Source organism: Parviterribacter multiflagellatus (assembly GCF_056863265.1).
Genome location: NZ_JBXPIZ010000002.1, coordinates 465,241 through 488,999 on the forward strand (window position 1 = coordinate 465,241; position 23,759 = coordinate 488,999).

Below are 23,759 nucleotides of genomic sequence, written 5' to 3' on the forward strand. Positions count from 1 at the left end.
GGAACGCGGCCCCCGAGCCGGGGTTGGAGGATGACCGGGCGGTCTACGCGCCAGCGCGCCCGGCGCCGTACTTCAGCCCGTCGCGCACGAGGCGGAAGATCGTCTGCAGCTGCTCGGGCGGCGTGTCGGGCGGGAGCATCCACACCGCGTTCATCGCGCGCAGCACGTCGCCGGCCTCGACGTCGGGGCGCAGCACGCCGGCCTCGACTCCCGCGGTGAGGATGCGGTCGAGCGCGTCGAGCATCCGCGGCTTCGTGCCGCCGAACAGGTCGGGCGACGTCGCCGCGATCGACCGCAGCGCCTCCCCCATCCCGCGCTTGGTGGCCGCGTACGCGAGGTAGCGGTCCATCCACCGCTCGAGCGCCACGTCCGGCGCGTGCTCGGCCAGCAGCTCGTCGGCGGCAGACGCCAGCCCGTCGACCTCGCTGCGGTAGACGGCCTCGATCAGGTCCTCGCGCGTGGGGAAGTGGCGGTAGAGCGTGCCGATGCCGGTGCCCGCCGCGCGTGCGACGGCCTCCAGCGACACCTCAGGGCCCTTCGCGGCGAAGAGCTCGCCGGCGGCAGTGAGGAGCTTGTCTCTGTTGCGCTTCGCGTCGGCGCGAAGCGGCTTCTCGGGAGCAGAAATGGAGGACCCCTCCGAATCCGTGCTACTGTGTCGGTACGAAATGGAGGATACCTCCATTTGTGACATCGACCGAAGCCCGAGCTTGCGAGGGCGGAGGTACGAAACAGATCTTCCACCCTCTCTGAAGGAGCGACCGCATGACGAGCAGCTGGTACCTCACGCGCCCGGTCGCCGGCTCCGGTCCCGTCGTGGCCTGGCGCGGCCCGTCCGCCGCCGCCGCGACCACGGAGCCCACGCCGATCCCCGCGCCCAGCCCCGCGCCGCGCCCCGCGCGCGGCGCGGTCCGCAGCCACCGCCCACGGCCGGCCCGCCCGCCGCGGCGCAGCCACCACCACACCCAGGAGGCCCTCGCATGACCACCTCCCCCGCCCCCGCAATCCCGTTCAACGCCGAGACGACCGCCGCCGAGGTCGTCGCGGGCGTCGACCTGAGCGGCAAGCGCGCGATCGTCACCGGCGGCGCGTCGGGCATCGGCGTCGAGACCGCCCGCGCGCTGGCGCAGGCCGGCGCCGACGTCACGCTCGCCGTCCGCGACACGGACGCGGGCACGCGCGTGGCGGAGGAGCTCGCCGCGTCCGCCGAGGGTCGCCCCGTCCACGTCGGGCGCCTCGACCTCGCCGACCTCAGCTCCGTCGCGTCGTTCGCGGCGCAGTGGGACGGCCCGCTGCACATGCTCGTCAACAACGCAGGCGTGATGGCGATCCCCGAGCGCACGCGCACGCCGAACGGCTGGGAGCTGCAGTTCGCCACCAACCACGTCGGCCACTTCGCGCTCGCGCGGGCGCTGCACCGGTCGCTCGCGCAGGCCGAGGGCGCGCGCGTCGTGTCGGTGAGCAGCACCGCGCACCTGCGCTCGCCGGTGATCTTCGACGACCCGCACTTCAGCTTCCGCCCGTACGACCCGTGGCTCGCCTACGGCCAGTCGAAGACCGCGAACGTCCTCTTCGCCGTCGCCGCGGCGGAGCGGTGGGCGGCCGACGGCATCGTCGCCAACGCGCTGATGCCGGGCGGCATCCTCACGAACCTCCAGCGCTACGTGCCGGAGGAGGTCATCGACGGCTGGAAGTCGAGCGGGATGCAGCTCAAGACGCCCGAGCAGGGCGCCGCGACGTCGGTGCTGCTCGCCGCCTCGCCCCTCGTGGACGGCGTCACGGGCCACTACTTCGAGGACTGCCAGGAGGCGCCGCGCGTGGACGCGCGCCCCGAGGGCCGCGCCTACGGCGTCGCGCCCTACGCGCTGGATCGCGCGAACGCCGACCGGCTGTGGGAGCTCTCCGAGCGCCTCGTCGGCTAGAAGCTGCCCGCCCGCCCGCGCGGTCGAAGGGACGCGCGCGGACCGGGCGGCAGAAGGGCAACGACCGGCCTCGACCTCACGGGAGGTCGAGGCCGGGCGCAAGCCGCCGCGGCGCTAGTGGGAGCGGCCGATGCGGCGGCGCAGCTTGTTCGCGCCGACGATCGCGGAGACGTCGCGGCCGAGGCGCACGGCGTCGACGGAGCGCAGCAGCGTCAGGAGCTGCTTGCGCTCGTTCTTCGTCAACTTCCGCGGGTCGCCGTGGGACTTCTTCACGAGCGCCGTCAGACGCCGGCGGTCAGCCGGCGGCAGGTCCTCGCGGAAGCGGGTGACGACGAGCGTGGCGACCTCGAGGACGAGGCGCCACGGGATGGCCTTGACGGTCGAGGGGGCGGCCACGCGGCTACGCGGACTGCTCGCGGAGCGTCGGCTGCTCGCCGTCGTCCGGCGAGGCCTCCGTCACCAGCGTCGGCGGCAGGCCCTGCTCCACCGTCTCCTTCGTGACGACGACCTTGCGCACGTCACGCCGAGACGGCAGCTCGAACTGCACGTCGAGGAGGATCTCCTCCAGGATCGAGCGCAGGCCTCGCGCACCCGTCTCGCGCTCAAGCGCGCGATCCGAGATCGAGATCAGCGCCTCGTCGGAGAAGACGAGCTCCATCCCGTCGAAGCCGAAGAACTTCGTGAACTGCTTCGTCAGCGCGTTGCGCGGCTCGGTCAGGATCGTGACGAGGTCGTCGCGCTGCAGCTGGTGGATCGCCGACACGACCGGCAGGCGCCCGACGAACTCCGGGATCAGGCCGTAGTTGACGAGGTCCTCCGGCAGGCACTGCTCGAACGTGACGCCCTTGTCGCGCTCGGCCTTCGACTCGATCGAGGCGCCGAAGCCGACGCCCTTGTGGCCGATGCGCCGCTCGATGACCTTGTCGAGGTTGGCGAACGCCCCGCCGCAGATGAACAGGATGTTCGTCGTGTCGATCGACAGGAACTCCTGGTGCGGGTGCTTGCGCCCGCCCTGCGGCGGCACCGACGCGGTCGTGCCCTCGAGGATCTTCAGCAGCGCCTGCTGGACGCCCTCGCCCGACACGTCACGCGTTATAGACGGGTTGTCCGCCTTGCGCGCGATCTTGTCGACCTCGTCGATGTAGATGATCCCGGTCTCGGCCTTCTTGACGTCGTAGTCCGCGGCCTGGATCAGCTTCAGGAGGATGTTCTCGACGTCCTCGCCGACGTAGCCGGCCTCGGTCAGCGCCGTGGCGTCGGCGATCGCGAACGGGACGTTGAGGATGCGGGCGAGGGTCTGCGCCAAGAGCGTCTTGCCGCAGCCCGTCGGCCCGAGCAGCAGGATGTTGGACTTCTGGAGCTCGATGTCCGAGTCGTCCGCCTGCATCATCTGCACGCGCTTGTAGTGGTTGTAGACCGCCACCGACAGCGCGCGCTTGGCCATCTCCTGGCCGACGACGTACTCCTCGAGCACGTCGTAGATCTCACGGGGCTTGGGGAGGTTCTCCAGGTCGAACGAGGGCGGAGCGGTGAGCTCCTCGTCGATGATCTCGTTGCAGAGATCGATGCACTCGTCGCAGATGTAGACGCCCGGCCCGGCGATCAGCTTCTTGACCTGCCGCTGGCTCTTGCCGCAGAAGCTGCAGAGCAGCTGCTCGTTGCTGTCGGTGGGCCGTGCCATCTCTTCCCCGTTGAGTTCCCCTGAACCGGAAGCCTAGTGCGACTCGATGACGCGGTCGACGATGCCGTAGTCCTTGGCCTCGTCGGCGCTCATGAAGTAGTCGCGCTCGGTGTCCTTCCGGACCTTCTCGTAGTCCTGGCCGGTGTGCTTGGCGATGATGTGATCCAGGCGCTGACGGATGTCGATGATCTCCTTGGCGTGGATCTCGATATCCGTGGCCTGGCCCTGGAAGCCCGAGGAGACCTGGTGGATCAGGATCTTCGAGTTGGGGAGCGACATGCGCTTCCCGGGAGCCCCGCCGGCCAGCAGGAGCGCCCCCATCGACATCGCGATGCCGACGCAGATCGTCTGCACGTCGGGCTTGATGAACTGCATCGTGTCGTAGATCGCGAGACCCGCGTACACCGACCCGCCGGGCGAGTTGATGTAGATCGAGATGTCCTTGTCCGGGTCCTCGGACTCGAGGTGCAGCAGCTGCGCCACGATCAAGTTCGCGATCTGATCGTCCACGGGCGTCCCCAGGAAGATGATCCGCTCGTTGAGCAGACGGGAGTAGATGTCGAACGCGCGTTCACCACGCGACGTCTGCTCGACGACCATCGGGACGAGTGGGCTCATGATCCTCCGCTCAGTTTCGCCTCGTAGGCGCGAATCCTTCCGGCCAGCCTACCAACGGTCACCGGGCTGTCATCCGGTGGTCGGCGGGCGGCCGGTCCAGCTTGAGTTCAGGGGGCAGGACCGGGCGCCTAGGAGGCGTCCGCGGCCTGCTCCGCCTCGGTCGTCTCGGGCGTGTAGAGCTTGCCGTCGGCCTTGGCCTGCTCGACGCTGATCGCCTGCGCGGACTCGACCAGGAGGTCGACCGCCTTGCGGGCGGCGAGATCCTCCTTGACCTGGTCCAGGCGACCATCGCTCTTGAGCTGCCCGAGCAGCTTCTTGGGCTTGTCGGTCTCCGCGCCGAGGGCCTCGAGGACCTCGTCGTCGGACACGTCGATCTTCTCGGCGTCGACGATCGCCGTGAGGACGGCCTCGCGCTTGAGCGCCTGCTCGGCGTCCGCCTTGCCCTCCTCGATCAGCTCGTCCTCGGTCTTGCCGGAGATCTGCAGGTAGAGGTCCTTCGAGATGCCGCGGTGGCCGAGCGAGTGCACGGCCTGGTCGAACAGCTCGCGGGCGCGCGCCTCGACGAGCGCCTCGGGCACCTCGACGGTCGCGTTCGCCACGGCGCTGTCGAGCACCGCCTGGCGGTAGTCGCCCTCGATCTGCGTCGACTCCGACTCCTCGAGCCGGTTGCGGATGTCGCCGCGCAGCTCCTCCATCGTGTCGAAGCCGGCCGACTCCACCGCGAAGTCGTCGTTCAGCTCGGGGAGCTGCTTGCGCTTGACCTCCTTCACCGTCACCTCGAACACGGCGTCCTGCCCCGCGAGGTGCTCCGCGCCGTACTCGGCGGGGAAGGTGAGGTCGAGCTTGAGCTCGTCGCCGGCCTTGGAGCCGGTGAGGCCCTCCTCGAAGCCGGGGATGAGGCGGCCCGAGCCGAGCTCGATGAGCTGGTCGCGGCCCTCGCCGCCCTCGAAGGGCTCGCCGTCGAGGAAGCCCTTGTAGTCCATGACCACGAAGTCGCCGTTCTCGGCGGTCTCCTCGACCGTCTCCAGGCGGGCGGCGCGGTCGCGCAGCGCCTCGACCTCGCGGTCGACCGCCTCGTCGTCGGCGTCCGGCTCGCGCCGGCCGACCTCGAGGCCCTTGTACTCCCCCAGCTCGGCCTTCGGGCGCACGCCGATCTCGATCGAGAACGTGAGCGCCTCGCCCTCGGCGGGCAGCTCGTCGGCGAGCTTGAGGTCCGGGTCGCCGACCGGCGCGATCTTGGCGTCCTGGACGGCGTCGACGTACCAGCGGCCGAGCTGGGAGCGAACGGTCTCGTCGAGGACGGCCTCGCGGCCCAGACGGCGGATGACGACCGGCGCCGGCACCTTGCCCTTGCGGAAGCCCGGGATGCGCAGATCGCGGCCGAGGGCCTTCGCCGTCTGCTCGACGCGCTTGGCGACCTCCTGCGGCGGGACCTCCGCCTCGACGCGGACGCGGGATTCGGGGAGCTCGGTGACGGTGGTCTTCATGCCGCTCGGACTGTAGCGCCAGCTCGTCCGCACGATCATCCGGTCGGCCGATTCAAGATCCGGCGAAAACGGCGAGGAACGTAGGGGTGGAGGTCTCTGCGCTCAACGATCCGGCGCGCGTCGCGGCCGTGCACGCGAGCGGGCTGCTCGAGGCGCCGTCGCATCCGTCCCTCGACGGGCTCACGCGCGCGACCGCGCGACTGCTCGACGTGCCGCTCGTCGCGGTCACGCTGCTCACCGACGCCCACCAGATCTTCGTCAGCGCCGCCGGGGCGCTGGCCGACCGCGTGCTGGGACACCAGCGGCCCGCGCGCGAGGCCCTGTGCCGCCACGTCGTGGCGTCCGGGGAGGCCGTCGCGGTCCCGGACACCACCCGCACGGCGATCACCCGCGACGACTGGCCCGTGCGCCACGAGGGCGTGCGCGCGTACGCGGGGGCGCCGCTGCGGTTCCGCGACGGCCTCGTCGTCGGGACGCTGTGCGCGTTCGCGACCGAGCCGCGGGTGTTCGAGCCGGGCGACGTCGCGGTGCTGGAGGACCTCGCCGCGTCGGCGTCCGCCGCGATCGAGCTGCGCGCCGAGCAGGTGGCCGACGCTGCGACGAGCCGCGCGCGGCTGGAGCGCGCGATGACGTGCGACCCGCTCACCGGGCTCCCCGGGCGCGCGCTGCTGGAGACGCGGGTCGCCGAGATGCTCGCCACGCGGCCCAAGAACGAGCCGCTCACCGCGCTCTGCCTCGATCTCGACGGCTTCGGGCTCGTGAACGCGTCGTTCGGCCAGGTCTGCGGCGACGAGATCCTGCGCGACGTCGCGCGGCGGCTCGCGCCGATCGCGACCGGTGGGCTGGTCGCGCGGCACGGCGGGGACCGGTTCCTGCTCGTCTGCGATCGCGACCCGACCGACGCCGCGCAGGTCGTGAGCGCGGCGGTCGGGCGCCCGTTCGCGCTGCACGGCACGGAGTTCCACCTGGGCTGCAGCACCGGGCTGGGCGTGTGGCCGGAGGACGGCGTCGACGCCCTCGCGCTGCTGCAGCACGCCGAGGAGGCGCTCGACCAGACCAAGCACCGGATCCGCGGCGGGGTGAGCCGCTACCGCGTGCCGGGCGTCGACGCGCGCCGGCAGCTGACGTTGACCTCGCGGCTGCGGCGGGCGCTGGAGACCGACGCGCTGGAGCTGCACTACCAGCCGGTCGTGGCGCTCGCCGGCGCTCCCGGCCGCTACGACGGCGCGCCGATGTTCGAGGCGCTGCTGCGGTGGACCGACGGCGCGCACGGGCCGGTGCGGCCAGACGTGTTCATCCCCGCCGCCGAGGACGCGGGCATGATGGACGAGCTCGGGTCGTGGGTCCTGGAGGCGGCCTGCCGGCAGGTGCGCGCGTGGGCGGACGCCGGGCTCGACGCGCACGTCGCGATCAACGTGTCGCCGCGCCAGCTCGAGCACGGGTTGCTGCCCGGCCAGGTCGACGCCGCGCTGTCGCTGTGCGGCGTCCCGCGGGAGCGGCTGTCGCTGGAGCTGACGGAGAGCGCCGTCATGCGCGACGGCGGCGCCGAGGCGTGCGACGCGTCGCTGCACGCGATGTCGGAGCTGGGGATCGGGCTCGCGATCGACGACTTCGGGACCGGTCATTCCTCGCTCGCGCGGCTGCGTGACCTCCCCTTCTCGACGCTCAAGCTCGACCGCGCGTTCCTCGCCGGCGTCCCCCAGACGCAGCAGGACGCCGACGTCGTCGACGCCGTGCTGCGGCTGGCGGAGGCGCTCGGGATGACGGTCGTGGCCGAGGGCGTCGAGACCGAGGAGCAGCACGCGTTCCTGGTCGCGCGCGGCTGCGCGGCCGCGCAGGGCTGGCTCTACTCACGCGCGCTGCCGGTGGCCGAGGCGACCGAGCTGCTGCGGCGTGGGGAGCTGAGCTCGGCGCTGCGTGCCTGACACGCCACCGTCGCCCGCGCGGCGGTGGGCATCATGAGGTGCGTGCCCCCCGCCGCGTCCACGCCGCTCGCGCCGCCCGAGCTGCCCTCCACCCCGCGGTGGCTGCCGTTCGTGTGGGATTGGGGGCCGGCGGGCGTCGCGGCGATCGGGGGCGTCGTGGTCGCGTTCGCCGACGGGGTCGTGTGGCTGCTGGCCACGGCGGTCGCGTGCGCGCTGCTCGGGCTGCGGTCGCGGGCGCCGTTCGCCGCGTGGGCCGTGTCGCTCGTGGTGCTGCTGGTCGCGGCGGCGTCGTCCGAGGCGGCCGCGTCGCTGTCGCTCTTCCTCCCCACGCTGCCGCTCGCCGCGGTCGCCGGGACCGCGGGCGCGCGCCGGTCGCTGGCCGCCGCGGCGGTGACGTTCGTGGCGCTGTCGGCGACGCTCACCTCGCTGATCGCGCCCGAGCCGGACGCCGTCACGCTGACGATCGCGTTCGGGCTCTGCCTCGGGCTGGCGGCGACCGGGTGGCTGATCGGGTACGCGCTGCTGACCCGCCGCCGGTACGCCGCGGCGCTGGAGGAGCGCGCGCGGTGGCTGGAGGAGCGGCGCCACGAGGACGCCGCGCGGGCCGCGCTGCTGGAGCGACAGGCGCTCGCGCGGGAGCTGCACGACGTGGTGACGCACAACGTGTCGGTGATGACGCTGCAGGCGTCGGCGGCCGGGGCCGTGCTGGATGGCCCGGCGACGCCGCCGCGCGCCCGGGAGGCGGTCGCCGCGGTGGAGCGCACGGGCCGCACGGCGATGGGCGAGCTGCGGGCGATGCTCGCGGCGATGCGCGGGGCGGGCGACGGCGGCGGGGCGCTGCACGCGCAGGCCGGGCTGGCGCAGCTCGACGCGCTGGCGCCGCCGCTGCGGGCGGCGGGGCTGGAGGTGGCGATCGAGCGGGACGGGGCGCTCGCCGACCTGCCCGCCGCGGTGGACCTGTCCGCGTACCGGATCGTCCAGGAGGCGCTCACGAACACGCTCCGCCACGCCGCCGCGTCGCACGTGCAGGTCCGCGTGGCGCGGACCTCCGGCTCGCTCCGGGTCGAGGTCGCCGACGACGGCCTGGGCATCGCCCCCGGCGCGCCGGCCGGCCTCGGCCTCGCGGGGATGCGCGAGCGCGCGGCGCTGCTCGGCGGGACGCTCGACGTCGACGGCGCGGACGGGACCGTCGTGCGGGCGGTGCTGCCGCTGTGATCCGCGTCCTGCTGGTCGACGACCAGGACCTGATCCGCTCGGGCCTGCGGATGATCCTCGAGGCCGCGGGCGGGATCGCGGTGGTCGGCGAGGCCGCGGACGGGCACGCGGGCGTCGAGGCGGCGCGGCTGCACCGGCCTGACGTCGTGCTGATGGACGTGCGGATGGGCGCGCTGGACGGCATCGAGGCGACGCGGCGGGTCGTCGCCGCGGGCGCCGGACGGGTGATCGTGCTGACGACGTTCGACCTCGACGAGTACGTGTACGCGGCGCTGCGCGCGGGTGCGTCGGGGTTCCTGCTCAAGGACGCGCCCCGCGAGGACCTCGTGCGCGCCGTGCAGGTCGTCGCGTCCGGCGAGGCGCTGCTGGCGCCGCGGGTGACGCAGCGGCTGATCGAGCGCTTCGGCGGCGACCTCGCGCCGCCCGCGCCCGAGGACGACGCCGCGCTCGCGGCCTTGACCTCACGTGAGCGTGAGGTCCTGCGCCTCGTCGCGGGCGGCCGCTCGAACCTCGAGATCGCCGAGGCGCTCGTGCTCACCGAGGCGACGGTCAAGACGCACGTGAGCGCGGTGCTGCGCAAGCTCGACCTGCGCGACCGCGTCCAGGCCGTCGTGTGGGCGTACGAGCACGGGGTCGTGCGGCCGGGCACGACATCTCCGTCGCGCGACTGAGCCCATCTCCGTCCTGCGGCCGATGTCGGTCGAGCCGGCGCCGCTCACGCTGAGCCGCGTGACGACCTCAAGCTCACTCGCGGTCGAGGTCCGCGGGCTCACCAAGCGGTTCCGCGGCCGGGACGCGCTCGCCGGCATCGACCTCGACGTCCCGCGCGGCGTGGCGTTCGGGCTGCTCGGGCCCAACGGCGCGGGCAAGACCACGATCATCCGCGCGCTGCTCGGCCTCGCGCACCCCGACGCGGGCCGCATCCGCCTGCTCGACCAGGACCTCCCCGCCGGCCGGCGGCCCGCGCTGCGCCGCGTCGGCGCAGTCGTCGAGGAGCCGCGGTTCCACCCCCGCATGACCGGCCGCGAGAACCTGCGCATCCACGCCGCGGTGCTCGACGCCGCCGCCGCCACGCGCATCCCCGCCGCGCTGGAGCGCGTGGGGTTGACCGGGCGCGAAGACGACCGCGTCGGCGGCTACTCGCTCGGCATGCGCCAGCGGCTGGGGATCGCGCGGTGCCTGCTGTGCGACCCGGAGCTGCTGATCCTGGACGAGCCCGCCAACGGCCTCGACCCCGCCGGCATCCGCGAGCTGCGCGCGCTGGTCCGGTCGTTCGTCGACGAGGGACGGACGGTGATCCTCTCCTCCCACCTGCTCGACGAGGTGGAGCGCACGTGCGACGTCGCCGCGATCGTCGCGGGCGGGCGGACGGTCACCCAGGGCCCCGTGCACACGCTCGCCGGTGGCGGCGCGGCCGCGACGGTGGAGCTGCGGGTGGCCGACGCGGCGGGTGCCGCGCAGGTGCTCGCCGCGCGCGCGGAGGTCGCGCGGGTGGAGGTCGACGGCGACCGCGTGCTGGTCACGTTGGATGCCGGTGACGACCCGGACGCGGTGCGCGCGCTCGTGCGCGTGCTGGTCGACGCCGATCGGGTGCCGCACGCGGTCCTGCCCGGTGCGGCGCGGCTGGAGGACCGGGTCCTCGCGCTGATGGAGGCGGGCGCGTGATCGCCGCCGAGCTGCTCAAGCTGCGCCGCAACCGCGGGGTCGTGTGGACGATCCTCGTGTGCGCGGTCGGGCTGCCGGCGTGCACGTTCGGGCTCGACTGGCTGACGCGCGACGCGTGGGGCGGCGCGGAGACCGCGAACGCCGGGTTCCAGGCCGCGCAGTGGGTCGGCCTCGCCGCGGCGGTCGCGATCGGCGTCGCCGCCGGGACCGCGGACCGGACCGCCGGCGTCCTGCGGCTGCTCGTGGCGACCGGCCGGCCGCGGCTCGTCCTCTTCGCGGTGCGCGTTCCGGCGGTCGTGCTCGTGACCGTGCTCGCGGTGGTGCTGAACTGGGCCGTGATCGTCGCGCTCGGGGTCGTCCTGCGCAACGGCCAGGCCGCCATCGACGCGGGCCACGTCCTCGGCCAGCTCCCGTCGATGCTGGCGCTGAACGTCGTGCTCGCGCTCGGCGCCCTCGGCCTCGGCACGGCCGGCCTCTCGAGCACGCAGGCGACGTCGCTCCTGCTCGGGCTGATCCTCGGCGTCCTCCCGCTCGCGATCAGCGCCCCGACCCCCGCGACCCTCCTCGCGCTCCTCCCACCGCTGTCCGTCGCGACCCTCCTCGGCGGCGAGCACCTGGTCACCGCCGACCTCCCCTCCGGCCTCGCGGCCGCGGGCCTCGCCGCGTGGCTGGTGGTCCCGGGTGCGGTCGGCGCCTGGCGGGCGCAACGCGCGGAGCTGTAGACCCGCGCGCGTCGAGCTCGGTCCCCATGCGGCACCGAGCTCGACTCGCGGGGCGGGTACCGTGGCGGGCGATGCGCTTCGCCGCCTGGCTCTACACCGGCCCGATCGGCCACCTCTACGGCGGCCTCGCCGACTGGGGCGAGCTGCTCGCGAAGTACGCCTGGGCCCGCGCGCGCCGCCGCGACCCCTGGGCCGCGCAGTAGCCGGACGAACGACGTCTTGACCCCGCTATCCGGGGTCGGAACGTCGTTCGGCGCACGGCTTAGAGCAGGCGGAAGATGGGCCACTGGCCGGGGACGCCGCGGAGGGCGTGGTGGCCGTGGTCGGAGAACGGGAGCCCCGAGCCAACGACGGTGCCGTAGGTCGTGCCGGACGCGAGGGCCTCGCCGCCGCGAGCGAGGGCGCAGACGCGCGCGGCGATGTTGACCGCCATGCCGCCGACGTCGGTGCCGATGATCTCGCACTCGCCGGTGTGGAGGCCCGCACGGACATCGACCCCGAGCGACGCGGACTCGCGCACGATCGCGCGGGCGCAGCGCACGGCGGGCGAGGGCGGGCCGTCGAAGACCGCGAGGAAGCCGTCGCCGGTCGTCTTGACCTCGCGGCCGCCGTACCGCGCGAGCTGGCGGCGGACCTCGACGTCGTGGCCCGCGAGCAGGTCGCGCCAGCGCCCGTCGCCCACCTGCGCCGCGCGCGCGGTCCCGCCCGCGATGTCGGTGAACAGCACGGTCAGGAGCCGCCGGTCGACCCGCGCGCCGCGCCGGCGCCCCGTCACGAACTCCTCGATCTGGTCGTGGATCGCGTCGCTGTCCCCCACGGACAGCAGGTGGTCCACGCCCGGGAGCTCGACCAGCCGCGCGCCCGGGATGCGCGCGGCCATGTCGCGCGAGTGGCGCACGTCGATCAGCGCGTCGTCGGTGCGGTGCAGCACGAGCGCGGGCACCGCGACCTGCTCCAGCAGCCCCCGCACGTCCACGTCCTCGAGGGACTGCGCCAGCCGCCGCATCATCGTCGGCGAGCCGCTCGTCCGCTCCAGCCGTGCGAACCACGCCCGGATGCGCGGGTCGTCGGCCGCGGTCGGCGCGAGCAGGTCCGCGTTCAGCCCCTCGCCCCAGTGCTCGGCGAGCCGGTCCAGGCGCGCCGCCCGCTGCTCGGCCGTGTCCGCCCACGGCAGGTCCTCGTCCCGCGTCACGCGCGCGAACCCGGCGTACAGGATCAGCGCCCGCGCGCGCTCGGGCCGGTCGACCACGAACTGGATCGCGTGCGGCGCCCCGCCGGCGGTGCCGTAGATGACCGCGGCCGGCGAGCCCGCCGCGTCGAGCACCGCCTCGACGTCCGCGACGTCCTCCTCGCGGGTCGCCGGGTGCTCGAACCGGTCGGACATCCCGACGCCCCGCCGGTCGAGCAGGATGAGCCGCGCGAACTGCGCGATGCGGTCGAACGCCCGGGCGAGCCCGGGCTCCTCCCACAGCGTCTCGACGTTGGACATGAAGCCGGTCAGCAGGACGATGTCCACCGGACCGTCGCCGTGGACCTGGTAGGCGATCGTGGCGCCGCGGGAACGCGCGTAGCGGGTGCTCGGGATCACGGCTGGGCCGAACCTACCTGCCGCACGCGCCAAGCTGAAATTGCTACAACGATCGGTGTCACATGGACGGGAGGTTCACTGCCAAAGGCGCCCGCGCGGGGCGCCGTCTCACGGCCGGGCTGCTCGTGGTCGCGATGGCGCTCGGCAGCGTGGTCATGTGGCTCGTCGTGCCGGTCGGCTGCCTCTGGGGCGCCGCGCAGCTCTACCAGTCCCAGACCCCGAACTTCGGCGTGTACCTCGGCGTGCTGGCGGCCGTCGTCGTCTCGATGGTCCTGATCGGCAAGCTGCTCGGCACGCTCGGCCGCCTGCACGCGCGCGTGGTCTCCGAGGGCGTCGCCGAGACGCGCCGCCCCGCCCCGTGGATGCGCTCGATGCGCGGTGAGCGCGACACCGGCAAGCCGACCACCGTCCTCGACGTCGTGATGCTCACGAGCGTCGCGACCGCGCTCGTGCTCTTCGGCCTGTGGTTCTTCCTCCTAGCCGGTTCGAGCATGCCCGGCGCGTAGCGCTCGCCTCGCCCGCCAGAGCGCCCCGCGCGGTGTGGTCCGGCCACTCCGCCCCAGGCCCGGGCGAGGCGTAACCTCGCGCCGCATGAGCCAGCCCGCCGCCGCCACGACGCACGACCCGCTGGCCCGCCTCCGCGCGCTGATCGGCGCGGGCGGCACGCCGGTGGACGACGTGCTCGCCTACTACGACACCCTCCCGCCCGTCCCCGAGGCCGCGATGATCGGGGAGTGGGACGGCGCGATCGTCCCGACCGGCCATCCCGGCGAGGGGCAGCTGAGCGGCCTGGCGTGGGCGGGCAAGACGTTCCGCTCCCGCGACGACGTGGACCCGATCGTCGTCCGCGACGAGCTCGGCGGCCGCCAGGCGAGCGACGTGCTGGGCGCCGCCTCGTTGCGGATGGTCGAGTACCGCGGCGTCGTGACGGCGACGATGGTCTACGACCGGCACCCGATCTTCGACCACTTCCGCCAGGTCACCGAGGACACCGTCGTCGGGTCGATGGACCGCAAGGGCGAGCCCGCGCCGCTGCTGTTCGCGCTCACCCGCCGCTAGAAGACGAGCACCGGCTTCACCACCGTGCCCGCCCGCGCGTCGGCGAGCGCGCGGCCGATCTCCGCGAACGGGTATGGCGTGGTGAGCCGGTCGAGCGGGAACCGGCCCTCGCGGTGCAGCGCGATCAGGCGCGGCAGGAGCTCGTGCGGATCCGCGTCGCCCTCGATCACGCCGGTCAGCGTCCGGCCGAACAGCAGCCGTCCCTGGTCGACCGTGATCAGGTTGCGCGGGCCGCGGAAGCCGACGGTCGCGGCGGTCCCCGGGGACCGCAGCGCGCCGAGCGCGGCGCCCACGACCTCCTCCGTCCCGACCGTTTCCAGCGCGTGCTCGAGCCCGCGCAGCCGCGCGCCCGGCGCGTGCGTCTCGGTCGCGCCGAGCTCCTCGGCCAGCGCGCGGCGCGCCGGGTCCGGGTCCACGCCCACGACCCGAGCGCACCCCGCCGCCGCCGCGGCCATCACGCCCGCGAGCCCCACCGATCCCAGGCCGAAGACCGCGATCGACGCGCCCTCCGCCGGCCGCAGCACCTCCAGCACCGCACCCGCGCCGGTCAGCAGCGAGCACCCGAGCGGCCCGAGCGGCTCAAGCAGCACGTCGCGGGGCACGACCACCGCGTTGCGCTCGGAGGCCAGCGCGTACGTCGCGAACGACGACTGGCCCAGGAACGCGCCGTGCACGACGTCCCCCGCCGCGTCGCGCAGCGTCGGCAGCCCCGCGTTGTTGAGCGCGTTGAACCGCTCGCAGTACGCGAACCGCCCGGCCGCGCACGTCGCGCACGCCTCGCACCGGTCGTAGCTGAGCACCACGTGGTCGCCGGGGGCGACGCGCGTCACCTCGTCGCCGACCGCGCACACCACCCCCGCGCCCTCGTGCCCGAGCACGACCGGCAGCGCGAGCCCCGTGAGCCCGCGCGCCGCCGCCAGGTCGGTGTGGCAGATGCCGGTCGCGACCATGCGCACGACGACCTCGCGGCCCAGGGGCGCCGCGAGCGAGACCTCCTCCAGGACGGGGTCGCTCCCCGCCTCGCGCAGCACCGCCGCCACCGCCCGCATCGCGCGGCATCCTGCGCGCCGGACGGCGCCCGCCGGTGTGGTCCGGCCACATCGAAGACCACCCCACAGCCCGGCTCGCCACATCCGCCACGAGCACTGCGCGAACGGCGCCGCACCCGCGTAGGCTGCCGCCCCATGCCGCGGGTCGCGACCTGGCAGGACGCCCTCGACGAGGCCATGCGCGAGCGTGGCCTCGCCGCCCTCACCGACCTGGCGCTGGAGGAGATCGAGCGCCAGACCGCCCTCCTGGGCGACGATCCCGACCTGCGCACGCTCGCGCTGACGTCCTCGACGGCCAACATCCAGGTCGTCGCGGAGCTGTCACGGGGGCAGCTCGACCTCGACGGCATCGTCGCGCCGCCGCAGGCCGTGGCGTTCGCGCGCGAGCTCGCGCGCCGCAACGTCCCGATGGCGGAGCTGGCCCACGCGTACCGGGTCGTGCAGCACGCGCTCTGGCGGTTCGGGGTCGACGAGATGCGCCGCCGCATCACCGACGAGAGCGAGATGGCGCTCGCGCTGGAGAAGTTCACCGACGCGACGTTCGCCACCGGCGAGGTCCTGATGGGCAGCGCGCTCGACCACTACTCGGTCGAGCGGGACCGGTGGGTCCGCAGCGCCGACGCCGTGCGCCGCGCGACGGTGCAGGAGCTGCTCGACGGCGGCCCGATCGACGCCGACACCGCCAGCGGCCGGCTGCGCTACGAGCTGCGCCGACCGCACGTCGCGTTCCTCGTCTGGGCCGACGCCGACGACGCGCTGCTGGAGTCGGCCGCCGCGACGATCGGCGGCACCGGCGCGCTGATCGTGCCGCTCGGCGCGGGGGTCGTCGCGGGTTGGTGCTCGCCCGGCTCGCTGGCGCCCGCGGCGCTCGTGCAGGCCGCCGGGGTCCGGCTCGCGCTGGGCACGCCGGGCGACGGGCTGGAGGGCTTCCGCCGCAGCCACGCCGAGGCGCTCGAGGCGCGCCGCGTCGCGACGCTCGGCAACCTCCCCGGCGCCGTCGACTACGCCGACGTCGCGCTGGTCGCGCTCCTCACGAAGGACTCCGAGCAGGCGCGCACGTTCGCCACGCGCGAGCTGGGCGGGCTGGCCGCGCGCGACCCGCACACCGAGCGCCTCGCGACGACCGCGCTCGCCGTGCTCCAGGCGCAGGGCTCCCCGCGGCGCGCCGCGCAGCGCCTCGACGTGCACGAGAACACCGTCGCCAAGCGCGTCCGCGCGGCCGAGCAGCTCCTCGGCCGCCCGCTCGACGACCGCCCGGCCGAGCTGCTCGCCGCGCTCCTCATCCGCCGCTCCGCGCCCTAGCTGCGCATACCTCGCGCAGCAGGTGGTACAAGTTCCGTATCGCGCGTACCACCGAACGAAGAGGAGCGAGCGATGCCGTCGGTGCTGCCAGACCCCAAGGACTACGCCAGGTACGTCCCGTCCGTGGGCGGCCCGGTGTGGCGCGCCGCCGGTGACGCGCGCCTGCTGGCGACCTCCGGCTACGCGACCATCCTCCAGGTCGCGCACCCGACCGTCGGCGCGGGCGTCGGGGACTACTCGATGTTCACGAAGGACCCGTGGGGCCGGCTCTACCGCACGCTGGACTACGTGCACGGCTCGATCTACGGCGGCCCGCACCTGGCCGGCACGATCGGCAAGCGCGTGCGGGAGATGCACAAGACGATCCGCGGCGTGCGGCCCGACGGCGAGCGCTACCACGCGCTGGAGCCCGACGCGTACGCCTGGGTCCACGCGACGCTCGCCTCCGCCTTCATCGACGGCCACGCGAAGTTCGGCCGCCGGATGAGCCCCGCGGAGGCCGAGGACTTCTACGCCGAGTGGCTGAGGCTCGGCCGGCTGATCGGCGTCCGCGAGCGGGACCTGCCGACCCGCTGGGCCGACTTCCGCCCGTACTACGACGACGTGGTGGAGAACGTCCTCGTCGACAACCCGACGATCCACGTCGTGCTCGACTCCCTGCGCACGCCGCACGTGCCGCCGAACGTCCCGCCCGCGCTGTGGAAGCTCGGCAACCCGCTCATGGCGCGGCAGGTGGAGCTGAGCACGGTCGGCATGCTCCCGCCGCTGCTGCGCGAGCGGTTCGGCCTGACGTGGACGGCCACGCAGCAGCGGCTCTTCGACGCCGCGGCCGCCGTCTCCCGCGCCAGCGCGCCGCTCATCCGCGGCCCGCTCGCGGAGTTCGGCCCGCACTACATCCGGTGGCGCAAGGCGGCCCTGGAGCGCGGCGACGTCGCCAACGCGAAGTTCCAGCCCAAGACGAAGCCCGAGGCCGCGCCGGTGCCCGCGGGGGTGGCCGGGTGAGCCCGCGGTCCTCGCGCATCGGCCGCGCCGCGAGGCTGGGCGGCCTTGCCGCGGGCCACGCCGCCCGCACCGCCGGCGTCAAGGCGCGCGGCGTCGGCAAGTCCGACGAGCAGCGCGCCGAGCTGCAGGGCGAGCAGCTGCTCGAGACCGCCGACCGCATCGTGAAGGTGCTCGGCTCGATGAAGGGCGCCGCGATGAAGCTCGGCCAGACGCTGAGCGTCATCGACGTCGGCGTCGTCCCCGAGCCGTACCGCGAGGAGTTCCAGGCCAAGCTCGCCAAGCTCCAGAACACAGCCCCGACGGTCCCCTTCAAGGACATGCGGAAGGTGATCGAGCAGGACCTGGGCGGGAAGCTGACCGAGCACTTCTCCGACTTCGACGAGGACGCGATCGCCGCCGCGTCGATCGGCCAGGTGTACCGCGCGACGCTGCGCGACAGCGGCCAGGACGTCGCGGTCAAGGTCCAGTACCCGGGCATCAAGGACGTCATCCGGTCGGACCTGCAGAACCTCGGGCTCGTGCTCAAGCTGCTCGACCGCCTCTCCCCCGGCCTGGGCTCCAAGGACGTCGCCGACGAGCTGCGCGAGCGCATCGCCGAGGAGCTCGACTACGAGCTGGAGGCCGGCAACCACCGCGCGCTCGCCCGCGAGTACCGGCGCCACCCGTTCATCGTCGTGCCCGCGGTGCACACCGAGCTGTGCTCCGAGCGCGTCATCGTCACCGACTTCGTCGAGGGCCGGCGGTTCGCGGAGATCCTCGCCGACGACGACGCGACCCGCTCGCGCTGGGGCGAGATCCTCTTCCGCTTCTACGTCAACGGCCCGTACCGGCACCGCCTGCTCAACGGCGACCCGCACCCGGGCAACTCGCTCTTCCTGCCCGACGGGCGCGTGGCGTTCATCGACTTCGGCTTCTTCAAGCGCTCGACGAAGGAGGAGATCGACGTCCAGCTCGAGGTGCTGCGCGCCGTCTACGCGCAGGACGCCGACGCGCTCTACGAGGTGAGCCGGCGCGAGGGCGTGATCTCCGGCGGGCCTGAGGTCGTCGAGCCGCTGATGGAGAAGTACCGCGCAGCGACGTGGTGGTTCATGGAGGACCAGGACGTGCGGCTGACGCCCGACGCCGCCACGCGGCTCGTACTCGAGCACGGCGACATGCGCAAGGGCTTCGGCGACGTGCGGCTGCCCGCCAACCAGGTCGTGACGCTGCGCGCGTTCACGCTCGTGCTGGGGATCCTCGGGCAGCTCAACGCGACGAACAACTGGTTCCGCATCGGCCGCGAGGTCATCTTCGGCGACCCGCCGGTCACGGAGCTGGGTCGGCAGGAGCAGCCTGACGCTCCTCCGCCTGAGCCAGCGCTCGCTTGAGGATCTTCCCCGTCGACGTCCGCGGGAGCTGGTCGAGGAAGACCACGTCGCGCGGCACCTTGTAGCGGGCGAGCTGGGCCTTCACCGCGGCCCGGACCTCGTCGGCCGTCGGTTGCCCGTCCGTGCTGACGACGTACGCGTTGAGCCGCTGGCCGAACTCGTCGTCGGGCACGCCGATCACCGCCACCTCCACCACCCCGTCGAGGCCGGCGATGACGTCCTCGACCTCGCGCGGGAAGACGTTCTCGCCGCCGCTGACGATCATGTCGTCGTCGCGGCCCTCGATCGTCAGGCGACCTGACGCGTCGATGCGGCCCATGTCGCCGGTCGCCATCAGGCCCTCGACGATCTCCTTGCTCGTCCCGCCGGTGTACCCCTCGAACGCGGCGCTGCTGCCGACGAAGATGCGGCCGGCCTCGCCGGGCGGGACCTCGCGGCCGTCGGCGTCGAGGAGCTTGAGGACGATCCGGTCGACCGGCCGCCCCGCGGTGTCGGGCGCGGCGCGCAGGTCGCTCGGCGTGGCGATCGAGACGACGGCGACCTCCGTCGAGCCGTACGTGTTGTAGGCGATGTCGCCGAACGCGTCCATGAAGCGGACGGCGAGGTCGCCGGGGATCGCGGAGCCGCCCAGCGCGGCGATCTCGAGCGATGACGTGTCGTACTTCGCACGGGTCGCTTCGGGCAGCGCGAGGATGCGCTGGGCCATCACGGGGACGAGCGCGAGCAGCCGCGGCCGGTGCTGCTCGACGAGTTTCAGGGTGCCCTCGGGGTCGAACTTCCGCGTGACGACGAGCGTGGAGCCGAGGAGCACGGTCAGGCCCATGTGCGCGAAGCCCCACGCGTGGAACATCGGCGCGACGACGAGATGTCGCCCGCCGCTCTTGGCCGGGATGCGGCTGAGGAACCCGATCACCGCGTCCATCGGCGTCGTCGGCGGGCGGCGCGCGCCCTTCGGGGTGCCGGTCGTGCCGGAGGTGAGGAGCCGCTGACGCCCGGGCTCGGCGGGCGCGTCCAGCTCGCCGCCGCCGGCGTGCTCGGCGGCCAGGACGGTGAGGCTCTCGGTCGTGATCGTGCGGACGCCGTCGCCGGCTGCGGTGGCGACGTCGGCGAGCTCGTGGTCGTGGATGATCGCGACGAGCCCCTCGCGTGCCGCCACGTCGCGCAGCTGCGGGCCGGAGAAGCCCGTGTTCAGCAGCACGAGGTCCGCGCCGAGCTTGGACACCGCGATCGCCGCCTCGACGAACCCGCGGCTGTCGCGCGCGAGCAGCCCGACCGCCTGCTTCGGCTGGACGCCGCGCGCCGCCAGCCCGCGCGCGATCGCGGTCGTGCGGCGGTGCAGCTCCGCGTACGTGACCTGGCCCTGGTCGTCGATCACCGCGACGCGGTCCGGCCAGCGGATCGCCCCGCCCGCCGCGCCGCCCGCGAGCGTGCGGTCCCACTTGCGCATCGAGCGCAGCAGCGGCACGACCTTCTGCGGCGGCAGCGGTGCGAGCACGCCCGCTCCAGCCAGCACCCTCACGTCCTGGATCAGCCTGTCGACGATCACTGCGTCCTCCTCCTCGAAGACCCCCGCGGCAGCCTGCCATGGCGCCGCGCGCACGTCCATGTCTTCGCACCACACTCGCGTGCGGATCGCCACGCTCGCCGCCACACCCGCGCGGCGCCCGCGACGGCCATCGTGTCGGGCCATGCTGACCACGCGCTTCACGGAGACCTTCGGCGTCGAGCACCCCATCGTCCAGGGCGGGATGCAGTGGGTCGGGCGCGCGGAGCTCGTCGCGGCGGTGGCGAACGCGGGGGCGCTCGGGTTCCTCACCGCGCTGACGCAGCCGACGCCGGAGGCGCTGAGCGCCGAGATCGCGCGGACGCGGGAGCTGACCGACAAGCCGTTCGGGGTCAACCTGACGATCCTCCCCGCGATCACGCCGCCGCCGTACCACGAGTACCGCGCGGCGATCTGCGAGGCGGGCGTGCCGATCGTCGAGACGGCGGGCTCCAACCCGATCGACCACCTGCCGGACTTCAAGGCCGCGGGCATCAAGGTCATCCACAAGGCGACGTCGGTGCGCCACGCGCTGAAGGCGGAGAAGCTCGGCGTCGACGCGGTCTCGATCGACGGGTTCGAGTGCGCGGGGCACCCGGGCGAGGACGACGTGCCCGGGCTCGTCCTGATCCCCGCGGCGGCGGACGTGATGACGATCCCGCTGATCGCGAGCGGTGGGTTCGCGGACGCGCGGGGCCTCGTCGCGGCGCTGGCCCTCGGCGCGGACGCGATCAACATGGGCACGCGCTTCCTGTGCACCGAGGAGTCGCCGATCCACGCGCGGGTGAAGGAGCAGATCGTCGTCAACGACGAGCGCTCCACCGACCTGATCTTCCGGACGATGCGCAACACCGCGCGCGTCGCGCGCAACGCGGTCTCGCAGGAGGTGCTGGAGATCGAGCGGCGCGGCGGGACGTTCGAGGAGGTCCGCGAGCTGGTCGCCGGCGCGCGCGGGCGCCTCGTGTACGAGGAGGGCGATCCGGACCTCGGCATCTGGAGCGCCGGCCAGGTCCAGGGCCTGATCCACGACGTGCCGCCGGTCGGCGAGCTGGTCGCGCGCATCGTGTCCGAGGCCGAGGAGCTGATCGCGGGGCGCCTCGCCGGCACGCTCTCCCCGCGCGTCGCCACCGCTTAGAGCCTTCCGGGCTCACCCAACCGAGTCACCGCCGCGCACCCTCATCCACTTGCGCGGCGGTGGCTCGCCCGCGCGCGTCACCGCGCGCGCGGCAGCGTCTCCGCCAGTGCGTCCGCGCGCTGCGTGAAGTCGGCCATCCGCTCGGCCTGCGTGAGCGACCACTCGCGTGCCGGGCGGCCGCGGCCGGCGGGCTTGCGCAGCGCGCTCTCCACCACCCCCAGCGCGCTCAGCTTCGCGAGCCGCTCGTGCGCCCCGCGGTGCGTCAGGCCGGCGCGCTCGCGCAGCTCCGACTCGCTCCGCGGGCCCGCGTGGAGCTCGCGCACGAGCGCGTCCACCCCCTCGTCGGCCATCGCGCCGAGCAGCTGTCTCGTCGTCTCACGCATTTCTGTCCGCTAGACGGACAATAATGCCGAGCCATGTCCACGGCCCGCGTCATCGAGCTCCGTCCCCGCCCTCAGCGCGGCGCCCCGGCGCCTGCGCGGAGCGCCGCCGCACCCGCTCCCCACCCCGCCGTCGCGCCCGCTCCCGAGCGCGACCGGCTGCCCCATCGCGGGCGCCCGACGGACCGGCTCGAGAGCTGGGACGTCTCCCCCGTCGCCCTCCGCGTGCTCGGCGACCGCGCGCGCCGCGCGCAGCTCCCCCTCGGCCTCGCGGGCTGTCTCGCGGCCGAGCACGGGCTCCTCGCGCGCGAGCTCGGCGCGCACGCGAGCGCGCAGCTCACCGCGCGCGCCGGCGAGGCGATCGCGACGGGCCGCCTGAGCGACGCGACGGCGCTCTACCTGCGCGCGCTCACCCACGCGTGGCGGCCCGACCCGGCGGACGAGCTCGCCTGGCGCCTCCAGCTCCCCGCCCGCCTCAACGACCGCATCGCGGCGCACCCCGACCGCGACGAGCTGCTCGGCGGCGACCTCGAGCAGGCGCGCCGGTGGGAGATCGCCGCCGTCCTCGCGGGCGCGACGATGACCGAGTGGGCGCTCCGCACCCTCCTCACCGCGGGCGCGACGCCCGCGGCCTAGCGGCTACGCGTCGGAGCTGGCGTCGCTCTCGGACTCCGCCACGGCGGCGGTGTCGAGAAGCGTCGCCCACGCCGCGGGCAGCGGCGACAGGCCGAGGCGCTCGCGGCGCCCGAAGGCGGCGTTCGCGCGAAGCGCCAGGAGGAACGTCGAGCGGTCGGGCGCAAGACCGGCGGCCTGCACGATCTCGCGCTCGAACCACCAGCGGTTGTGCGCGGCGACGGCGTCGGGCTCGGCGGGCGCCGCGCCCTCGAGGTGCGCGCCGCACGGGCAGCCGTGGCGGAAGAACAACCGGCGCCGCAGGACCTCGTCCTCCGGACCGAGGCCGACCGAGCCGAGGATCGCGCCGTGGTACAGCTCGTCGGCCGCGGGAGGCGCGGCCACGGCGCCCGCCAGCCCGGTCGCGAGCGCGCCCTGCCACAGCCCGCCGACGCCCCGCAGCAGGACCGGCCGCAGCGCGATCCGCTGCAGCGCGTGCGCGAAGCCGAACAGCGCCTCGGCCGCCGCGCTCGACCCGTCGAACCCGCCCTCCGGCGCGACCACGTAGCCGTCGACGTCGATCGGGGACCACGTCTCCGCGACCCACTCGCGCTCGGCCGGATCGGCCAGCGCGGCCGGATCGACGGACGCCGATGCGTAGAGCACCCGCCGCGCCCCGCCGGGGTCCCCGGCAGCCGGCGCCCGCAGCGCGTGCGCGCGCACGTGATCGGCCGCGGCCTCGGCGGCGTCGATGCCCGGCGGCGCGACGAGCACCGTCGCGACCTCCGCCTGCTCGTCGAGCGAGGCACCGCCGTCGAGCACCACGCCGAGACCTGCGCGGCGCGCCTCGGAGCCCGTACGCGGCGAGGTCACGAGCACCGTCCCGGAGGCGGGCAGGGACGACCCCTCGCCGACTTCCCAGATCAGCGACCGCCCGAACCCCGCCTCAGACGTCGGTCCCACCCCCGGAACCATGCCGCATCGCCAGGACGGAACGCACGTTCCTCCCCAGAACCGGCCTCGTTACCGCCCGAGCACCCGCAGGAACCCGACCGACCGCTCGTCCACCTCGACGAGCATCCGGCGCAGCTCGGACAGCCCCTCGCGCAGCTCCCGGTCCCCCACTTCGACGGGCGAGCCGGAGTCCTGCAGCTCGATGAGGATCTCGTCCGCCTCCTGCACCGCCTCCACGGCGTCCTCGACCGCGCGGCGCGGCGTCCGCGGCGCGTGCGAGGCCGGCGGAGCGAACGTCCGCGTCGGCAGCGAGACCCGCGTGGCGAACCCCTCGTGGATCCGCCGCGCCCGCGCGTACGCGGTCTGGACGGGCTTGAACAGCTCCTCCTCCAGCCGATCGCCGGTGCGGTCGTCGACCTGCTCGTACGCCTCCCCGAGCGCGGCCAGCGCGCCCCCGATCTCGTCGGTCGCCTGCGCGACCGTGTCGAGCAGCTGCTGCCGTGCCTCCGCGGTGACGTACGCCATGGCCGCAGCAT

General features: G+C 74.2%; 26 protein-coding genes. 15 read left to right on the forward strand and 11 right to left on the reverse strand.

All coding sequences use genetic code 11. From position 1 onward, the window contains the following. Positions 1–43: 43 nt before the first annotated feature. On the reverse strand, positions 44–691 hold the full coding sequence (locus AC1UE5_RS05750) for a TetR/AcrR family transcriptional regulator (protein ID WP_482921123.1): 648 nt from the start codon (positions 689–691) through the stop codon (positions 44–46). Between the two features lie 71 nt (positions 692–762). Here AC1UE5_RS05750 and AC1UE5_RS05755 point away from each other — a divergent pair, with 71 nt between their 5' ends. After that, positions 763–981, forward strand: a complete 219-nt coding sequence (locus AC1UE5_RS05755) for a hypothetical protein (RefSeq protein WP_482921124.1) — start codon at positions 763–765, stop codon at positions 979–981. Further along, entirely contained in the window at positions 978–1,919 is a 942-nt protein-coding gene (locus AC1UE5_RS05760; RefSeq protein WP_482921125.1) for an SDR family NAD(P)-dependent oxidoreductase, read from the forward strand. The genes AC1UE5_RS05755 and AC1UE5_RS05760 overlap by 4 nt, the downstream gene beginning before the upstream one ends. Positions 1,920–2,033: 114 nt before the next feature. Here AC1UE5_RS05760 and AC1UE5_RS05765 read toward each other — a convergent pair whose 3' ends face one another. The 4 genes from AC1UE5_RS05765 to tig all read right to left on the reverse strand — a co-directional run bounded on the left by AC1UE5_RS05765 (position 2,034) and on the right by tig (position 5,705). Then, positions 2,034–2,315: a hypothetical protein gene (locus AC1UE5_RS05765; protein WP_482921126.1), complete on the reverse strand. Its 282-nt coding sequence runs from the start codon at positions 2,313–2,315 to the stop codon at positions 2,034–2,036. A gap of 4 nt (positions 2,316–2,319) precedes the next feature. Then, positions 2,320–3,600 (reverse strand): ATP-dependent Clp protease ATP-binding subunit ClpX, encoded by a 1,281-nt coding sequence (clpX, locus tag AC1UE5_RS05770; protein ID WP_482921127.1) that lies wholly within the window; start codon positions 3,598–3,600, stop codon positions 2,320–2,322. A gap of 33 nt (positions 3,601–3,633) precedes the next feature. Then, a complete protein-coding gene (gene clpP, locus AC1UE5_RS05775) occupies positions 3,634–4,218 on the reverse strand; it encodes an ATP-dependent Clp endopeptidase proteolytic subunit ClpP (protein WP_482921128.1) in 585 nt (194 codons plus the stop codon). A 128-nt stretch (positions 4,219–4,346) separates the two neighbouring features. Continuing rightward, positions 4,347–5,705, reverse strand: a complete 1,359-nt coding sequence (tig, locus tag AC1UE5_RS05780; protein WP_482921129.1) for a trigger factor — start codon at positions 5,703–5,705, stop codon at positions 4,347–4,349. A gap of 86 nt (positions 5,706–5,791) precedes the next feature. On the opposite strand from tig, the gene AC1UE5_RS05785 reads away from it, so the two are divergent. From AC1UE5_RS05785 to AC1UE5_RS05810, 6 genes are all read left to right on the forward strand, one after another. Further along, a complete protein-coding gene (locus tag AC1UE5_RS05785) occupies positions 5,792–7,630 on the forward strand; it encodes a putative bifunctional diguanylate cyclase/phosphodiesterase (protein WP_482921130.1) in 1,839 nt (612 codons plus the stop codon). A gap of 42 nt (positions 7,631–7,672) precedes the next feature. Next, on the forward strand, positions 7,673–8,845 hold the full coding sequence (locus AC1UE5_RS05790; RefSeq protein ID WP_482921131.1) for a sensor histidine kinase: 1,173 nt from the start codon (positions 7,673–7,675) through the stop codon (positions 8,843–8,845). Continuing rightward, positions 8,842–9,516 carry a response regulator gene (locus AC1UE5_RS05795; RefSeq protein WP_482921132.1) on the forward strand — a complete coding sequence of 225 codons (675 nt, stop codon included), beginning with the start codon at positions 8,842–8,844 and terminating at the stop codon, positions 9,514–9,516. The genes AC1UE5_RS05790 and AC1UE5_RS05795 overlap by 4 nt, the downstream gene beginning before the upstream one ends. A gap of 22 nt (positions 9,517–9,538) precedes the next feature. After that, positions 9,539–10,510 (forward strand): ABC transporter ATP-binding protein, encoded by a 972-nt coding sequence (locus AC1UE5_RS05800; protein WP_482921133.1) that lies wholly within the window; start codon positions 9,539–9,541, stop codon positions 10,508–10,510. Continuing rightward, the gene (locus tag AC1UE5_RS05805) at positions 10,507–11,232 is read left to right on the forward strand and encodes a hypothetical protein (protein ID WP_482921134.1); all 726 of its coding nucleotides are present in this window, start codon (positions 10,507–10,509) and stop codon (positions 11,230–11,232) included. The genes AC1UE5_RS05800 and AC1UE5_RS05805 overlap by 4 nt, the downstream gene beginning before the upstream one ends. Before the next feature lie 71 nt (positions 11,233–11,303). Continuing rightward, positions 11,304–11,435 carry a hypothetical protein gene (locus AC1UE5_RS05810; RefSeq protein ID WP_482921135.1) on the forward strand — a complete coding sequence of 44 codons (132 nt, stop codon included), beginning with the start codon at positions 11,304–11,306 and terminating at the stop codon, positions 11,433–11,435. A 59-nt stretch (positions 11,436–11,494) separates the two neighbouring features. On the opposite strand, the gene AC1UE5_RS05815 is transcribed toward AC1UE5_RS05810, so the two are convergent. Continuing rightward, complete coding sequence (locus tag AC1UE5_RS05815) at positions 11,495–12,820, reverse strand: adenylate/guanylate cyclase domain-containing protein (protein WP_482921136.1); 1,326 nt, start codon at positions 12,818–12,820, stop codon at positions 11,495–11,497. Between the two features lie 62 nt (positions 12,821–12,882). Here AC1UE5_RS05815 and AC1UE5_RS05820 point away from each other — a divergent pair, with 62 nt between their 5' ends. Then, the gene (locus tag AC1UE5_RS05820; protein WP_482921137.1) at positions 12,883–13,326 is read left to right on the forward strand and encodes a hypothetical protein; all 444 of its coding nucleotides are present in this window, start codon (positions 12,883–12,885) and stop codon (positions 13,324–13,326) included. A gap of 85 nt (positions 13,327–13,411) precedes the next feature. Next, positions 13,412–13,879: a DUF4334 domain-containing protein gene (locus tag AC1UE5_RS05825; protein WP_482921138.1), complete on the forward strand. Its 468-nt coding sequence runs from the start codon at positions 13,412–13,414 to the stop codon at positions 13,877–13,879. Here AC1UE5_RS05825 and AC1UE5_RS05830 read toward each other — a convergent pair. Next, positions 13,876–14,928 carry an NAD(P)-dependent alcohol dehydrogenase gene (locus tag AC1UE5_RS05830; RefSeq protein ID WP_482921139.1) on the reverse strand — a complete coding sequence of 351 codons (1,053 nt, stop codon included), beginning with the start codon at positions 14,926–14,928 and terminating at the stop codon, positions 13,876–13,878. The genes AC1UE5_RS05825 and AC1UE5_RS05830 overlap by 4 nt on opposite strands. A 135-nt stretch (positions 14,929–15,063) precedes the next feature. Here AC1UE5_RS05830 and AC1UE5_RS05835 point away from each other — a divergent pair, with 135 nt between their 5' ends. The 3 genes from AC1UE5_RS05835 (at position 15,064) to AC1UE5_RS05845 (ending at position 18,599) form a co-directional block, all read left to right on the forward strand. Further along, a complete protein-coding gene (locus tag AC1UE5_RS05835; protein WP_482921140.1) occupies positions 15,064–16,230 on the forward strand; it encodes a PucR family transcriptional regulator in 1,167 nt (388 codons plus the stop codon). Between the two features lie 72 nt (positions 16,231–16,302). Next, on the forward strand, positions 16,303–17,232 hold the full coding sequence (locus AC1UE5_RS05840) for an oxygenase MpaB family protein (protein ID WP_482921141.1): 930 nt from the start codon (positions 16,303–16,305) through the stop codon (positions 17,230–17,232). Further along, on the forward strand, positions 17,229–18,599 hold the full coding sequence (locus tag AC1UE5_RS05845) for an ABC1 kinase family protein (protein ID WP_482921142.1): 1,371 nt from the start codon (positions 17,229–17,231) through the stop codon (positions 18,597–18,599). Before AC1UE5_RS05840 ends, AC1UE5_RS05845 begins: the two co-directional genes overlap by 4 nt. Here AC1UE5_RS05845 and AC1UE5_RS05850 read toward each other — a convergent pair. Further along, positions 18,538–20,145 carry an AMP-binding protein gene (locus AC1UE5_RS05850; protein ID WP_482921143.1) on the reverse strand — a complete coding sequence of 536 codons (1,608 nt, stop codon included), beginning with the start codon at positions 20,143–20,145 and terminating at the stop codon, positions 18,538–18,540. The two genes, AC1UE5_RS05845 and AC1UE5_RS05850, sit on opposite strands and share 62 nt — an antisense overlap. Positions 20,146–20,287: 142 nt before the next feature. Between AC1UE5_RS05850 and AC1UE5_RS05855 the strand changes: the two genes are divergently transcribed. Beyond that, complete coding sequence (locus AC1UE5_RS05855; protein ID WP_482921144.1) at positions 20,288–21,277, forward strand: NAD(P)H-dependent flavin oxidoreductase; 990 nt, start codon at positions 20,288–20,290, stop codon at positions 21,275–21,277. A 77-nt stretch (positions 21,278–21,354) separates the two neighbouring features. Here the strand turns inward: AC1UE5_RS05855 and AC1UE5_RS05860 are convergent, their stop codons facing one another. After that, a complete protein-coding gene (locus AC1UE5_RS05860; RefSeq protein ID WP_482921145.1) occupies positions 21,355–21,660 on the reverse strand; it encodes a helix-turn-helix domain-containing protein in 306 nt (101 codons plus the stop codon). A gap of 33 nt (positions 21,661–21,693) precedes the next feature. Between AC1UE5_RS05860 and AC1UE5_RS05865 the strand changes: the two genes are divergently transcribed. Beyond that, the gene (locus tag AC1UE5_RS05865) at positions 21,694–22,293 is read left to right on the forward strand and encodes a hypothetical protein (RefSeq protein ID WP_482921146.1); all 600 of its coding nucleotides are present in this window, start codon (positions 21,694–21,696) and stop codon (positions 22,291–22,293) included. Between the two features lie 3 nt (positions 22,294–22,296). On the opposite strand, the gene AC1UE5_RS05870 is transcribed toward AC1UE5_RS05865, so the two are convergent. Beyond that, positions 22,297–23,232: a hypothetical protein gene (locus AC1UE5_RS05870; RefSeq protein WP_482921147.1), complete on the reverse strand. Its 936-nt coding sequence runs from the start codon at positions 23,230–23,232 to the stop codon at positions 22,297–22,299. Between the two features lie 60 nt (positions 23,233–23,292). After that, positions 23,293–23,748 (reverse strand): hypothetical protein, encoded by a 456-nt coding sequence (locus AC1UE5_RS05875; RefSeq protein ID WP_482921148.1) that lies wholly within the window; start codon positions 23,746–23,748, stop codon positions 23,293–23,295. Positions 23,749–23,759 lie beyond the last annotated feature (11 nt).